12 protein-coding genes are annotated in these 14104 nt (G+C 60.1%); 6 read left to right on the top strand and 6 right to left on the bottom strand.

All coding sequences use genetic code 11. The features are described from left to right. Window positions 1–165 precede the first annotated feature (165 nt). The 3 genes from AC3I65_RS25195 (at window position 166) to AC3I65_RS25185 (ending at window position 3345) form a co-directional block, all read left to right on the top strand. On the top strand, window positions 166–570 hold the full coding sequence (locus tag AC3I65_RS25195; RefSeq protein ID WP_047226844.1) for an RNA-binding S4 domain-containing protein: 405 nt from the start codon (window positions 166–168) through the stop codon (window positions 568–570). Between the two features lie 149 nt (window positions 571–719). Next, a complete protein-coding gene (gene hslO / locus AC3I65_RS25190; protein ID WP_047226845.1) occupies window positions 720–1622 on the top strand; it encodes an Hsp33 family molecular chaperone HslO in 903 nt (300 codons plus the stop codon). Between the two features lie 178 nt (window positions 1623–1800). Beyond that, window positions 1801–3345 (top strand): phosphoenolpyruvate carboxykinase, encoded by a 1545-nt coding sequence (locus tag AC3I65_RS25185; protein ID WP_488524255.1) that lies wholly within the window; start codon window positions 1801–1803, stop codon window positions 3343–3345. Window positions 3346–3516: 171 nt separating this feature from the next. Here AC3I65_RS25185 and AC3I65_RS25180 read toward each other — a convergent pair whose 3' ends face one another. Both AC3I65_RS25180 and AC3I65_RS25175 read right to left on the bottom strand, forming a co-directional pair. Beyond that, the gene (locus AC3I65_RS25180) at window positions 3517–3870 is read right to left on the bottom strand and encodes a DUF1493 family protein (RefSeq protein ID WP_047226847.1); all 354 of its coding nucleotides are present in this window, start codon (window positions 3868–3870) and stop codon (window positions 3517–3519) included. 148 nt (window positions 3871–4018) lie between these two features. After that, window positions 4019–5083 carry a S8 family peptidase gene (locus AC3I65_RS25175; protein WP_488524254.1) on the bottom strand — a complete coding sequence of 355 codons (1065 nt, stop codon included), beginning with the start codon at window positions 5081–5083 and terminating at the stop codon, window positions 4019–4021. A gap of 251 nt (window positions 5084–5334) precedes the next feature. On the opposite strand from AC3I65_RS25175, the gene AC3I65_RS25170 reads away from it, so the two are divergent. From AC3I65_RS25170 to AC3I65_RS25160, 3 genes are all read left to right on the top strand, one after another. Further along, the gene (locus AC3I65_RS25170) at window positions 5335–7263 is read left to right on the top strand and encodes a RecQ family ATP-dependent DNA helicase (RefSeq protein WP_488524253.1); all 1929 of its coding nucleotides are present in this window, start codon (window positions 5335–5337) and stop codon (window positions 7261–7263) included. 107 nt (window positions 7264–7370) lie between these two features. Next, a complete protein-coding gene (locus AC3I65_RS25165; RefSeq protein ID WP_488524252.1) occupies window positions 7371–8612 on the top strand; it encodes a 3-hydroxyacyl-CoA dehydrogenase in 1242 nt (413 codons plus the stop codon). 39 nt (window positions 8613–8651) lie between these two features. After that, entirely contained in the window at window positions 8652–9071 is a 420-nt protein-coding gene (locus tag AC3I65_RS25160; protein ID WP_047226851.1) for an acyl-CoA thioesterase, read from the top strand. Window positions 9072–9157: 86 nt separating this feature from the next. On the opposite strand, the gene AC3I65_RS25155 is transcribed toward AC3I65_RS25160, so the two are convergent. The 4 genes from AC3I65_RS25155 to AC3I65_RS25140 form a co-directional block, all read right to left on the bottom strand. Then, complete coding sequence (locus AC3I65_RS25155) at window positions 9158–9643, bottom strand: glycine zipper domain-containing protein (protein WP_047226852.1); 486 nt, start codon at window positions 9641–9643, stop codon at window positions 9158–9160. A gap of 262 nt (window positions 9644–9905) precedes the next feature. Further along, window positions 9906–12254, bottom strand: a complete 2349-nt coding sequence (locus AC3I65_RS25150) for an FdhF/YdeP family oxidoreductase (RefSeq protein WP_047226853.1) — start codon at window positions 12252–12254, stop codon at window positions 9906–9908. Further along, window positions 12251–13090 (bottom strand): formate dehydrogenase accessory sulfurtransferase FdhD, encoded by an 840-nt coding sequence (gene fdhD, locus AC3I65_RS25145; RefSeq protein WP_160894032.1) that lies wholly within the window; start codon window positions 13088–13090, stop codon window positions 12251–12253. The genes AC3I65_RS25150 and fdhD overlap by 4 nt, the downstream gene beginning before the upstream one ends. Before the next feature lie 93 nt (window positions 13091–13183). Then, a complete protein-coding gene (locus tag AC3I65_RS25140; RefSeq protein ID WP_076383281.1) occupies window positions 13184–14071 on the bottom strand; it encodes a LysR family transcriptional regulator in 888 nt (295 codons plus the stop codon). Window positions 14072–14104 lie beyond the last annotated feature (33 nt).

Raw genomic sequence — 14104 nt, 5'->3', positions numbered from 1 at the left:
ACAAAATGGCGACAGTTATCTACACACCTGTTTCCGCTCGTAACCGATACCGGCCCGCATCGTGCCGCAAGTCAGTTCGGCCGACATTCTATCTGTCGGACCGAATTCGTGCGCTCGACAAAAACGGTAGTACAGTTCTGACTATTGGCTGAAAGAGGAATTGCAGTGGCACAAAAAAAGGAAGAAGACGACAAGGTCCGTCTCGATAAATGGTTGTGGGCAGCGCGATTCTATAAAACCCGCGCCCTGGCCAAGACCGCCATCGAAAGCGGCAAGGTCCATCACCGGGGCGAACGTTGCAAGCCGGGCAAGGAGCCTCGCATCGGCGACGAATATGTCATTCGCACCGGGTTCGACGAAAAAACCGTGGTTGTCCAAGCCCTGTCGATCGTGCGCCGCGGCGCGCCGGAAGCGCAGGCGCTGTATCGCGAGACCGAAGCCAGTATCGCCCGGCGCGAAACCGCAGCCGCCCAGCGCAAGGCCGGCGCCTTGGGGGTCAGCACCGATGGCAAGCCCAGCAAGAAGCAGCGTCGGGATCTGTTCAAGTTTCATGGCAGCAATAGCGAATAAAAGATCGGCAATTTGAGGCCGCAGTGCCTGTGGCTCGGATGCGCAGTCAGCCCCATCCCGTCCGACAAACCCTGGCCTTGCTTGGAACCCACCCGGAATGTCCATAAAATGCCCGTCATCCTTTGTCATCACCTCAGATACCAGACCCTATGACTGATTTGCCGGATACCGACTACACCCAACGCTTCATCTTCGATGACAGCGACACTCGTGGCGAACTGGTAGCGTTGGAGCGTAGCTACGCCGAAGTTCTTGCCAAGCATCCCTATCCGGAACCGGTCGCCCAACTGCTCGGTGAACTGATGGCGGCTGCGGCGCTGCTGGTCGGCACCTTGAAATTCGATGGCTTGCTGATTCTCCAGGCCCGTTCCGAAGGCCCGGTGCCATTGTTGATGATCGAATGCTCCAGCGAACGCGAGATCCGTGGCCTGGCCCGTTATCACGCCGAGCAGATCGCCCCCGACGCGACCCTGGCCGACATGATGCCCGATGGCGTGCTGGCCCTGACGGTCGATCCAACCCACGGCAAGCGCTACCAGGGCATTGTCGATCTCGATGGCACGTCTCTGGCTGAATGCTTCACCAACTACTTCGTCATGTCGCAACAGACCAACACTCGCTTCTGGCTCTATGCCGACGGGCGGCGTGCCCGTGGTTTGCTGCTGCAGCAGTTGCCCGCCGATCGCCTTCGCGACCCGCAAGAACGTGACGCCAGCTGGCAGCACATCACCGCTCTGGCCAGCACCCTGAGCGCCGATGAGCTACTGAGCCTGGACAACGAAACCGTGTTGCATCGTCTCTACCATCAAGAGCAGGTCCGCCTGTTCGACGTTCAGCCGTTGCGCTTCCAATGCAGCTGCTCTCGTGAACGTTCCGGCAATGCGCTGGTCAGTCTGGGTCTGGAAGATGCGCAGCAATTGGTGATCGAGCATGGTGGCGCCATCGAGATCGATTGCCAGTTTTGCAACGAGCGCTACCTGTTCGACGCTGCGGACATCGCCCAATTGTTCGCCGGTGCGGGTGTCGACACACCGTCAGATACTCGTCACTAAAACGGTTCAGCGCAGGTAAATCTCCTGGCAAACGCCGGATTTACGCCGTACTGACGGGAGGGCCCTACTTTTTTTGGGCTTTTCTGGCATAATCCGGCCCACTTTTTTCGGGTAGTAGTGCGCGACTTCCTACTACAAAACGTTTGGAGCACTCGGCCACAGGCCGACGGGGAATCTCATGACGCAAGCCAATAACGCCGTGTACACCGATCTGAGTGTCGATGATCTGGTCAAAGAAGCCCTCAGTCGCGGTGAAGGCGAGCTTGCCGATACTGGCGCGCTGGTTGTTCGCACCGGTCATCGTACCGGTCGTTCACCGGTTGACCGTTTCATCGTTGAAGAGCCGACCACCCAGGACGCCATTGCCTGGGGCCCGATCAACCGCAAGTTCCCGGCCGACAAGTTCGACGCCCTGTGGGACCGCGTAGCAGCCTATCTGGGCGAGCGTGAGCGTTTTGTCTCCCATGTTCATGTAGGTTCCGACCCTGCGCACTACCTGCCGGTCAAGATGACCACCGAGACTGCCTGGCACAACCTGTTCGGCCGCTGCCTGTTCATCAACCCCGAGCAGTACAACGCCGGTGGCAAGGATGAATGGCAGATCCTCAACGCGCCGAACTTCGTCTGCGAGCCTGAGCGCGACGGCACCAATTCCGACGGCACCGTGATCATCAACTTCGCGGCCAGGAAAGTACTGATCGCCGGCATGCGTTACGCCGGTGAAATGAAGAAAGCGCTGTTCTCCGTCCAGAACTTCCTGCTGCCAGCGGTTGACGTACTGCCTATGCACTGCGCCGCCAACATGGGCGAAGAGGGCGATGTAACCCTGTTCTTCGGTCTGTCGGGCACGGGCAAAACCACGCTGTCCGCCGATGAGAGCCGTTATCTGATCGGTGATGACGAGCACGGCTGGGGTGTTGGCGTGGTCTTCAACATTGAAGGCGGTTGCTATGCCAAGTGCATCGACCTGTCCGAGAAGAACGAGCCGGTTATCTGGAAAGCCATCCAGCACGGCGCCGTACTGGAAAACGTCGTTCTGGATCCGGTCACCAAGAAAGCCGATTACGCCGACGACAGCCTGACCCAGAACAGCCGCGCCGCGTACCCGCGTGAACTGATCGAAAAACGCGCACCGAAAAACCTCGGTGGCGAGCCAAACGCAGTGATCTTCCTGACTTGCGACCTGACCGGCGTACTGCCGCCGGTGTCGATCCTCAGTGAAGAACAAGCGGCCTACCACTTCCTGTCCGGCTACACCGCACTGGTGGGCTCGACTGAAATGGGTTCGGGCAGCGGCATCAAGTCGACGTTCTCCACCTGCTTCGGCGCTCCATTCTTCCCACGTCCTGCCGGTGAATACGCTGAGCTACTGATCAAGCGTATCCGCGGCTTCGGCTCCAAGGTCTACCTGGTCAACACCGGCTGGACCGGCGGTGGCTACGGCGTCGGCAAGCGCTTCAACATCCCGACCACCCGTGCGGTGATCGCGGCAATTCAGAGCGGCGCGCTGATCGGTGCTGAAACCGAGCACCTGGACATCATCAACCTGGACGTGCCGCTTGCCGTTCCGGGCGTTGAGATTGGCCTGTTGAACCCACGCAACACCTGGACCGACAAGGCTGCGTACGACGAAGCCGCCAAGGCATTGGCCGGCTTGTTCATCGAGAACTTCAAGAAGTTTGAAGTGAGCGACGCGATCAAGGCCGCTGGGCCGCAGCTGTAAGGCTTGGTTCGCGAATGAAAAAAACCGCCCTTTTCAGGGCGGTTTTTTTTATGGACGGCTTTTGAGGGGGCGGATGCAATGCTGTGCTGCTCCCGGCTCGAAAGCAGCCATTATTCCACCTGGAATCACGGTAAACAGCCAGAATAATGCCACTTAATGCGTGCCGTTCGGCTACACCCCTTCCACTTCCTGCGTCTCCCAGCGCTGAGCCTTGATTGCCTTGTAGAGCATCCCAATGGTCAGTGGCACCTTGCTGCCACGGCCCTTGGCCCTGCGCTTTTGAAACACATCAAATCCTTCCGGCTGAAAGTAGCGGTACGCGTCGTAGTCAATGAGGTCGAGGGCGAACCGCTCCTCCAATGCTTCCATCAGATGCCGAGCGTCCGCGCCGTCACAGCCCAAGTCGAGATTGATGGCGGTGTCCAGACGGATTGTCTTGCGCTCCGGCAGGCCGATTTCTTCATGGAGCAGTTCCATGAGCTGGCGCATGGCGTGGTCGTCAGGAAAATCTGGGGCGAGGTACATGAAAAAATGTCCGGGGTGAGGGTGGCGTCTGTATAGGTGGAAAGTTTAGGGCGAAATCTTTGCCCGTTGGAAAAAGAAGAAATATCCCACGACCGTCTAGGAACTGTCCGGGAGGCTTCGACAGCCGCGAGCGGTAGCGGCTCCTGATTCAGTCAGCCAGCGGTCCTGGGGCGCGTCGTGAGGCCGCCTCAAGGTCCATCAACCCTCTGCCGTAGGCTTCGCTGTTGGCGTAGATGCCAGTGCGGTTGGCTGTCGCCAGCAGATGTTCGCGCACTTGCTGTGCGTTGAGCTGCGGGTAGAGGCTTTGCAGCGCGGCCAGTGCGCCACTGACCAACGCGGCGGCCGGGGATGTGCCGGCGGTTTGCACGTAACGGCCATCCTTGCCCACGGTAAGCAGGCCTGGCTGTGGACCTGCGTCGCCGCCGGGTACGGCGATGCACCAGGCGGCTGCGACGCCGCAATAGTTGGATTTTCCATTGATGGTGCTGCCATCATTTTTCAACGCCACGACCGCGATCCAGCCTTTCTCCAGTTCCGGCAACGCTGCCGGTAACCCAGGTTCGGCCAAGGGCTCGCGCTTGAGCTCATTGCCGGTCGGGAAGACAAATACGGCGCCGTCTTCCACCAGTTTTCGGGCAGCGGCCAGGGAGTCGGGCATCACCTGGTTGTAACGTGCTTCAGTGATTTCGGTGGCGGGGATGGCGTTGGCCCACGAGTTATTGAACAGGCGCGCGCCCTTGTCGAAACCGCTTTGCCAGGACTGTGCGATTTCGCTGTCGAAAAAAAACGGTTCGTTGTCGTCGCCGAAACGGAAGGGGATCAACCTGGCCTCAAACGCGATGCCATGCATGCCCTGGTCGTCCTTGTTGGCGGCGAGGATGCCGGCCATTTGCGTGCCGTGACCGACCCGGTCAAGGGTACCGGGACGGTTTTCGACATGGTCGAATCCGGGGTCACCCAGCCTGCCCTCGAACTCTGTCAGCCTGCTGTTCAGTCCAGAGTCGATCAGCGCCACGGTCACGTTCCGGCCGGTGCCACCCCGGGCATACAGAGCTGAGGCTTTGACGATGGCCAGACCTTGCTGGGCGCGGTATTCCGGTGTTTCGAACACGGTGGTTCGCATGTCGGGTTGTGCTGGGATGGTCAAGCAACCGGCCAGCAGTGAGACCGACGTTAGCGCCAGGGTGCGTAGCGCGGAAAATGGATGTGACATGGTTCAGTCCTTGAGCGGAGTCTTGAGCGCCAGGCTTCCAGGCCTGTAACGCATGAGTGGATGGCGCACCTTACCTTGCAAGCGAAACGGGAACGAGGCATCAAAGTGCCTGGATTTGTATCGCCTCATGGCAAAGCACAAAGGCGCTGAGGCTGTATCATCCGGTATCGTTTTCCCCCCAAACCTTTTCTCGACTCCCTGCGCCGTCCGGCTAGGCTTTTGGCATCGCAGCAGTCAAGGAGTGACCGCCTATGCACAGCACCCTGGAACAGGTTTTCGGTTATCCGCAGTTTCGCCCCGGTCAGGAAGCTGCCGTCAGCGCAGTACTTGCCGGTCGGTCGGCAGCGGCCATTTTTCCTACCGGCTCGGGCAAGTCCCTGTGCTATCAATTGCCGGCCCTGCTATTACCGCATCTGACCCTGGTGGTCTCGCCGCTGCTGGCACTGATGCAGGACCAACTGGCGTTCCTGCATCGCCATGGCATTGCGGCGGCGAGTATCGATTCAGTCCAGCGTCGTGACGAAGCCAGCGAGGTCATGGCACGGGCCCGTTCGGGCGAGTTGAAGATTCTGATGATTTCGGTGGAGCGGCTGAAGAACGAGCGCTTTCGCAATTTCCTGCAGCAGGTACCGATCTCGTTGCTGGTGGTAGATGAGGCCCACTGCATCTCCGAATGGGGGCATAACTTTCGTCCCGACTACCTCAAGCTCCCCGACTACCAGCGTCAGTTCGACATTCCCCAGGTGTTGCTGTTGACGGCCACCGCAACGCCCAAAGTCATCGCGGACATGCAGGCGAAGTTCGCCATCGCCCCCGACGATGTGGTCACCACCGGCTTCTATCGACCTAACCTCAACCTGCTGGTGGAACCGGTGCGCGGCGCGGATAAGCGGCGGCGACTGGTGCAATGGCTGGGCGAGCGAGCCGGACAGCCGAGCATCGTCTATGTCACCTTGCAGCGAACCGCCGAGCAGATTGCCGAGCACCTGAGCCAGCATGGGATTGAGGCCCAGGCTTATCACGCCGGCTTACCTCATGAACAACGCGAAGCCATCCAGCGCCGGTTCATGGGCGGGCAGTGCAATTGCATCGTTGCGACCATCGCCTTCGGTATGGGTATCGACAAGAGTGATATCCGCAACGTGGCGCATTTCGACCTGCCTAAATCCATCGAGAACTACAGCCAGGAGATCGGCCGGGCGGGGCGTGACGGGTTGCCGTCCGATTGTCTGGTCCTGGCCAACCGTGACAGCCTCAACGTGCTGGAAAACTTTGTTTATGGTGATACGCCGGAGCTGGCGGGTATTCGGTGCGTGCTTGATGAGTTGAAGGCCGCAGCGGCCGATGGCCAATGGGAGTTTTTGCTGGGGCCGCTGGCGGACAAGAGCAACATCCGGCAACTGCCGCTCAAGACGCTGCTGGTGCAATTGGAACTGCGCCGGCTGATCGCGCCGCGTTATGCCTATTTCGCGGAGTATCGCTTCAAGTTTCTGATCGAGCCGCAGGCATTGCTCGAGCACTTCGAAGGGGAGCGTCAGGCGTTTGTCTCGGCCATCATCCAGACCTCCAGCCGTGCTCGTACCTGGGCCACGGTGGATTTCGACGGGATGTACCAGCTGTATCACGCCGAGCGTAACCGCGTGGTCAAGGCGCTGGATTACTTTCAGGAAAAGGGCTGGATCGAGCTGGAAAGCAAACAGATGACCGAGGTGTATAACGTGCTTGAAGCAGGGTTCGACGTTCAGGCACTGAGTGCAGAGTTGCACGACTATTTCACCCGGCACGAGCGTGGGGAGATCGCGCGGATCCACGCGATGCTCGAACTGTTCGCCACCGATCATTGCCTCGGTTATCGGTTGGCCCAGTATTTCGGCGATGAAAGTGCACCGCAGCGCTGTGGTCATTGTTCGGTGTGCCATGGACACGTTGCCCGTCTGCCGGAGCCACCACCATTACCAGTACTGGTGGACAGAGACTTCAACGCACTGTGTGGCGACTTTATCAACAGGCACGAGCAGCATACCGGCAGTGCACCCTCTGCGGAGCGGGTGACCCGGTTCCTCTGCGGCATCAGAGTGCCGTTGTTCACCAAACTGAAGGCACGTACGATTCCAGGATATGCGCAGCTGGAGGATTACCCGTACGCCGAAGTTCGCCACTGGGTTCAAGCGGCTTTGTAATCCGCATCCATCCGATGAATGCCCGCCATCACACGAATAAATTTCAAAAATATTCTGCGGCTGACTAAGGTGAGGGCTGTCTTTGGATCGCCAACAAGAGAGCAAACATGAGCCAGACACCCTTCGATATTCAGCGCGCCGCCGTAGTCGGTGCAGGCACTATGGGGCGGGGCATCGTGATGTGCCTGGCCAACGCCGGCGTGACGGTGCAGTGGGTCGACAACAACCCGCAGATGCTGGAACAGGCGTTGGCTGCCGTGGCCGATACTTATGCCCACAACGTGCGCCAGGGCCGTATCGACCAGGGTGAGGCCGATGCCCGAATCGCCAGGGTGACGCGGGCAGATGACTACGCGGCGATCCGCAATGTGGATCTGGTCATCGAGGCGGTTTACGAGAACCTTGAGCTCAAGCAGAAGATCTTCCGCGAGCTGGACGGCTTGCTCAAGCCGCAAGCCATTCTGGCGAGCAACACCTCGGCGCTGGACATCGATGCGATTGCCGCCGTCACCCGCCGCCCCACCCAGGTGTTGGGTCTGCACTTCTTCAGCCCGGCGCACATCATGAAGTTGCTGGAAATCGTTCGTGGGGCGCAAACCTCCAAAGCGGTGCTGGACGCAGCCCTGGTATTGGGCAAGCGCATGGGCAAGGTCAGCGTGGTGTCGGGCAATTGCCACGGGTTCATCGGCAATCGGATGCTTCACCCCTATGTGCTGGAGGCGCGCAAGATGCTGCTGGAAGGGGCGTTTCCCCATCAGGTTGACGCGGCATTGCAGGGTTTCGGCTTCGCCATGGGGCCGTTTCGCATGTACGACGTCGTCGGTATCGACCTGGAGTGGCGCGCTCGGGAACTGGCGGGCAAAGGTCAGGATGCACCCGAGGTGCAAGTGGACAACCGTTTGTGCGAACTGGGTCGGTTCGGCCAGAAAAGCGGCAACGGGTACTATCACTACGAAGCCGGCAGTCGCCAGGCCGAGCATGATGTAGAGGTCGATGCGCTGGTGCAGCGAGTCAGTGAAACGTTGGGTTTTCAGCGTCGCGAGATCTGCCCCGAGGAAGTCCTCGAGCGTTGCTTGCTGGCGCTGGTCAATGAGGGCGCGAAAATCCTGCAGGAAGGTATTGCCGAGTCGGCTCACGACATCGACCTGGTGTATCTCAACGGCTACGGCTTCCCCGCAGACAAGGGCGGCCCGATGGCCTGGGCCGACCATCAGGGACTTGAAGACATCCATGCACGGCTGCTGGAACTCGAAACGAAGCAGGGGGACCACTGGAAGCCCGCGCGTCTGATCGGGGAGCTGGCGGCCCAGGGCAAGGGATTCGCACAACACCAGGCCTCAAAATCCTGAACAACGCATGAACCATTGAGCAACCGTAAAGGACACCTGATGCCCCAACGTAGCGAATACCCGCACCTGCAACCGATCACCACACGCTGGCACGACAACGACGTGTACGGTCACGTCAACAACGTGACTTATTACAGTTTTTTCGACACGGCGGTGAACACTTATCTGATCGAGGTCGGCGGCCTCGATATCCACGATGGGGAGGTGGTGGGGTTCGTGGTGAGTTCGGCTTGCGACTACTTTGCCTCGATCGCCTTTCCCGACCGGATTGAAATCGGTCTGCGGGTGGGGAAGCTGGGCAGCAGTTCAGTGCAGTATGAGCTGGCGGTGTTCAAGGCGGGGGAGGAGGAGGCCTGCGCGGCGGGGCGCTTTGTGCATGTTTTTGTGGAGCGGTCTTCGAATCGGCCAGTGGCGATTCCGGATCGGTTGCGCGCCGCTTTGGAACGGCTGGTGATTTAAACGAAAAATCGCAGTCTCCTGTCAGACGCTTGAGAAGCGCTGACGAAGACTGCGATTTTCTATCGACTACTGGTTAGAGCCAGTGATCAATCGTCGTGATAGCGATGTTTGTGCTTGTGCTTGCGATGCCCATAGGCATGGCCACGACCTGGATGGCCGTCACGGTAATAACGGCGATCACCACGGCGACCGTCATAACGACGATCGTCGTCATCGTCCTTGCCCATATAGTTGCCCAGTGCACCGCCAGCGCCGCCGCCTGCTGCTGCACCGATCAGGCTGCCGGTGGTGCCGCCTACGCTACGGCCGACCACGTTACCGCCGGCTGCGCCCAGCGCACCGCCAATCGCTGCTTCGCCGCGGCTGCGTTTGTCCGCACCGACCGCACTGCCACCCGCGCCACCCAAGGCTGCGCCGATGGTGGACCCGGTGTTGCCGCCCAAGGACTGGCCGACCACAGAACCCAGAACCCCGCCCAATGCGCCGCCCACGCCTGCTTCGGTGGTGCCACCGGCAGAGGCTGCGCCACTGATCAGGCCAAGGGACAACAAGAGAATCGAGGAGAACTTCATAGAGGAGCCTCAAAGGGATGACGGCGCGATCCTGAGGCTGGCTTCGCTTGGTTACAATCGAAATCCGACGAGTAACACGACTTGTGCACAATTCGATAAGTTATTGTTTTTTGAGCGGAACTTAACAGATTTTCGCCGGTCTTTAGCTACTTCGGACAGGCCGTTTTCTATGGAAAACGGCCTTTTTTGTGGGCGATTGAAAAGCAGGATTGTGGGGAGCCAAGCCTTGCTCCCACACAACCTAATCTCCTGGCACGTTGTGTCAGGCCGACTTGGCCAGAATCAGCCCATTCTCGCTCGCTGCTTCCAGACGGATCGCCACGAATTTCGAAGTCGGGGTATGGCTGCCGTCGCCGGTGCTCTCCAACGGCACCAACGGATTCACTTCAGGGTAATAGGCGGCGGCCTGTCCGGCGGGAATGTCGAATGCCAACAGGGTAAAGCCTTTGACCCGTCGCTCGCGGCCGTCATCCCAGAGCGAGACGATGTCGGCCTTCTGCCCAGGTTTGAAGCCCAGTCGAATGATGTCCGCTTCGTTGACGAACAACACGTCACGCTGGCCCTTCACGCCGCGATAGCGGTCATCGAGGCCATAGATGGTGGTGTTGTACTGATCGTGGGAGCGCATGGACTGCATGATCAGGTCAGGCAACTGCCCGGTGGCGCGGGTGCGTTCATGCACCAGGTCGGTCGGCAGCCGGTTGGGCTTGAAGTTGGCGCGGCCTGAGGCGGTGTTCCAGCGACGTGCACCGGCGCTGTTGCCCAGATAGAAGCCGCCGGGGTTCTGGAGCTTTTCGTTGAAGTCTTTGAACCCCGGGATGGTATCGGCGATCAGGTCGCGGATGCGGTTGTAGTCCGCCACCAGCCAGTTCCAGTCCACCGGGTGGTGGCCCAGTGTGGCGGCGGCGATGCCGGCAATGATCCAAGGCTCGGAACGCATCTGGTTCGACAGCGGCTGCAATTGGCCATTGGATGCATGGACCATGCTGAAGGAGTCTTCCACGGTCACCGCTTGTGCGCCTTCGACTTGCAGGTCGATGTCGGTACGGCCCAGGCACGGTAGGATCAGCGCCTCTTTTCCATGAGCCAGATGGCTGCGGTTGAGCTTGGTGCTGATCTGCACAGTCAGGTCGCAATTGCCCAAGGCCTGGAACGTCCGATCACTGTCCGGGGTGGCCTGGGCGAAGTTGCCGCCCAGAGCGATGAAGACCTTCGCCCGGCCGTCAGCCATGGCGTGGATCGCTTCGACCACGTTGTGGCCATTCTCGCGCGGCACCTTGAACTGGAAGCGACGCTCCAGCGAGTCAAGGAACGCCGCCGGCGGACGCTCGTTGATGCCCATGGTCCGGTCGCCCTGCACGTTACTGTGGCCGCGAACCGGGCACAGACCGGCGCCCGGCCGGCCGATGTTGCCGCGCAGCAGCATCAGGTTGGCGATTTCCTGGATGGTCGCCACCGAATGGCGGTGTTGGGTGATGCCCATCGCCCAGCACATGATCACGTTCTTGCTGATGGCGTACATGCGCGCCGCTTGTTCGATCTCGACCAGGGTCAAGCCCGACTGCTCAACGATCTGCTCCCATGGCGTGTCATCGACCACGGCCAGGTAATCCAGTACGTCGATGCTGTGTTCGTTCAGGAACGCGTGGTCGAACACTGCAGCAGCGCCGGTGTTTTGCGCCTCACGTTCCCATTGCAGCAGGAACTTGGCCATGCCCCGCAGCACGGCCATGTCGCCACCCAGGGCCGGACGGAAATAGGCGGAGTTGGTCGGTTTATCCCCGTTGGTAAGCATTTCGATCGGGTTTTGCGGGTGCTGGAAACGCTCCAGGCCACGCTCCTTGAGCGGGTTGATGCACACCACCTGGGCGCCGCGTTTCACTGCTTCGCGCAACGGTTCGAGCATGCGTGGATGGTTGGTGCCCGGGTTCTGGCCCCAGACGAAAATCGCGTCGGCGTGCTCGAAATCGTCGAAAGTCACGGTGCCTTTGCCTACGCCGACACTCTGAGACAGCGCTACGCCACTGGCTTCATGGCACATGTTCGAGCAGTCGGGAAAGTTGTTGGTGCCGTAGGCGCGCACGAATAACTGATAAAGGTAGGCTGCTTCGTTGCTGGCCCGGCCCGAGGTATAGAACTCAGCCTGGTTCGGGCTGGAGAGCCCCTGCAAGTGTTTGCCGATCAGGGCAAATGCCGCTTCCCAACTGATGGGTTTGTAGCGGTCGGTTTCGGCGTCGTAGCTCAGTGGCTCGGTCAGGCGCCCCTGGTATTCCAGCCAATAGTCGCTCTGCTCCAGCAGCGAGGTCACACTGTGTTTGGCGAAGAATGCGCCATCGACACGGCGCTTGGTCGCTTCCCAGTTCACGGCTTTGGCGCCGTTCTCGCAGAACTTGACCATGCCGCTTTCCGGTGAGTCGCCCCAGGCACAGCCTGGGCAGTCAAAGCCGCCGTTCTGGTTGGTCTTGAGCATCATGCGCAGGTTCTTCAGCGCATTGTCGCTGGTCAGCCAGGCCTGGGCGACGCTGATCAGCGCGCCCCAACCACCGGCCGGGCCCTTGTAGGGCTTGTAGCGCGGTACGGGTTTCTGATCGGCTTGTTGATGATTGCTCACGCTTGATTCTCCATCGCAGGGCTATAGACCCGCGGCGCACTTTTCTGCGGCAGGTGGATGAGATTGAGGTTGTGCTGGCGGGCCCACTGCACGGCAAGGCCGGTGGGTGACGACAGGCTGACCAGGGTCTGGATGCCGGCGCGCAACACTTTCTGGATCAATTCGAGGCTGCAACGACTGGTGACGATCGCCACGCCTCCGTTCACCGGGATCTGTTGCCGGATCAGCGCGCCGATCAGTTTGTCGAGCGCGTTGTGCCGGCCGATATCTTCGCGTCCCAGCAGCAATTGGCCTTGGGCGTTCATGAACAGCGCCGCGTGTACCGCGCCGCAATGCTGGCCCAGGGGCTGGAACTGGCCGATGCGTTGACGCAGGCCTTCGAGCCACTGGGCCGGTGGCAGTAGCGTGCCGGGCAGTGCCTTGAGGTTCGGTAATGCCTGCTCCACCGCTTCCACCCCGCAAAGCCCGCAGCCACTGGTGCCGGCCAGTTGTCGGCGTTGTTGCTTGAGGTTCCAGAAGGCGCGGTTGGCGATGGTTACCTGGGCGTATTGCGCAGAACCGTCGCCGCTCAGTTGCACGTCATAGATGTCCGCAGGGTCTTCAATGATGCCGCTGCCTAGGCTGAAGCCGACGATGAAGTCTTCAAGGTCAGACGGCGTGACCAGCATGACGGCCTGACTGATGCCGTTATAGGCGATCGCCAGCGCCACTTCCTCGGCCAGCGCGGTGCTGTCCGATTGGGAATGGTCCAGGTTGCAGTAGCGATAGCTCTGGCTGGCGGCTGGCGCGGGTATTTTCTCCGCAGGCGCAGAACGGACCGGAGGCTTGTCGTTCATAGGCATCACTGACAGTGGGAATAGTGATAAGACTAAATGCGGCAATCTGCCACGTCTAATCGCTATTACTGATCTATCAATAGATGACGTCGATCAAGATGTCGTTGATGATTTCTGGTAGAGGGCGAAGCAAGCCTCCGCCAAAGCCGAGCGCGGAGCGCCGCGGCGCATGATCAGACCCAGCGGGACCAGAGTTTGCGCGTCTTCGATGGGCTGGATGCGCAAGTCTCGGGTCAGCATACCCAGGCCACTGTTCAGCGGCATCACGGCGCAACACAGTCCGCCGTGTACGGCTTGTAACAATTGATGCACCGCGTCGGTTTGCAGCAGAGGGCGGGGTGTGAGGCCCCGACTGTGGAAGTTGTGGTCGATGGACTGACGAAAATGCATGCCGCTGGTGAGCATGCCCAGGGGCAACTCGATCAGCGCTTCCCAGCTCAGCGGCTGCTCGCCGAAATAGAAGTATCGCTGGTCAAATAGCAAGCCCATGCGCGTATGGTTGAAGGGCAGGGCGTCGAAGCGCTCGGTGTCCAGGCGCTCCAGATAGGAAATGCCCAGGTCGATGCGGTTGTTCGCCAGTTGTTCGAGGATGCGTTCGGAGCTTAAGGATGACAATTCGAAATGCAGGTTAGGGTGCTCGCTGTGCAGCCGCTGCATCATCGACAACGGATCGAAGTCCGACAATGGCACCACTCCCAGGCGCAGGGTACCCACCAGGTTGCCACGGCAGGCCGCCGCTTCGGCCTGTAGACCGTCATAGGCCGCCATGACCGTGCGTGCCCAGGCCAACACCCGCTCCCCCGGAGCGGTGAAACCTTCAAAGCGCTGGCCTCGATTGACCAGTGGCAGGCCCAGCTCTTCTTCAAGGCTGCGCAGGCGCATTGACAGGGTCGGTTGGGTGATGTGGCAGCGCGCGGCCGCTTGGCCGAAGTGGCGGGTTTCGTCGAGCGCGATGAGAAATTTCAGCTGCTTGATGTCCATCTTCGTTCCAGGGCGCGGGAAGGTTGGGATTCT

This window comes from Pseudomonas sp. N-1-13 (genome assembly GCF_057787095.1).
Note: the sequence above shows the minus strand (reverse complement) of the source record. Positions and strands in the feature narration are given on the sequence as shown.

What these genes read in the sequence shown, in the direction of transcription:
- hslO (WP_047226845.1), top strand. Translation starts at nt 720, where the DNA reads ATGACTGATTTGCCGGATACCGACTACACCCAACGCTTCATCTTCGAT.
- AC3I65_RS25185 (WP_488524255.1), top strand. Translation starts at nt 1,801, where the DNA reads ATGACGCAAGCCAATAACGCCGTGTACACCGATCTGAGTGTCGATGAT.
- AC3I65_RS25180 (WP_047226847.1), bottom strand. Translation starts at nt 3,870, where the DNA reads ATGTACCTCGCCCCAGATTTTCCTGACGACCACGCCATGCGCCAGCTC.
- AC3I65_RS25175 (WP_488524254.1), bottom strand. Translation starts at nt 5,083, where the DNA reads ATGTCACATCCATTTTCCGCGCTACGCACCCTGGCGCTAACGTCGGTC.
- AC3I65_RS25170 (WP_488524253.1), top strand. Translation starts at nt 5,335, where the DNA reads ATGCACAGCACCCTGGAACAGGTTTTCGGTTATCCGCAGTTTCGCCCC.
- AC3I65_RS25165 (WP_488524252.1), top strand. Translation starts at nt 7,371, where the DNA reads ATGAGCCAGACACCCTTCGATATTCAGCGCGCCGCCGTAGTCGGTGCA.
- AC3I65_RS25160 (WP_047226851.1), top strand. Translation starts at nt 8,652, where the DNA reads ATGCCCCAACGTAGCGAATACCCGCACCTGCAACCGATCACCACACGC.
- AC3I65_RS25155 (WP_047226852.1), bottom strand. Translation starts at nt 9,643, where the DNA reads ATGAAGTTCTCCTCGATTCTCTTGTTGTCCCTTGGCCTGATCAGTGGC.
- fdhD (WP_160894032.1), bottom strand. Translation starts at nt 13,090, where the DNA reads ATGAACGACAAGCCTCCGGTCCGTTCTGCGCCTGCGGAGAAAATACCC.
- AC3I65_RS25140 (WP_076383281.1), bottom strand. Translation starts at nt 14,071, where the DNA reads ATGGACATCAAGCAGCTGAAATTTCTCATCGCGCTCGACGAAACCCGC.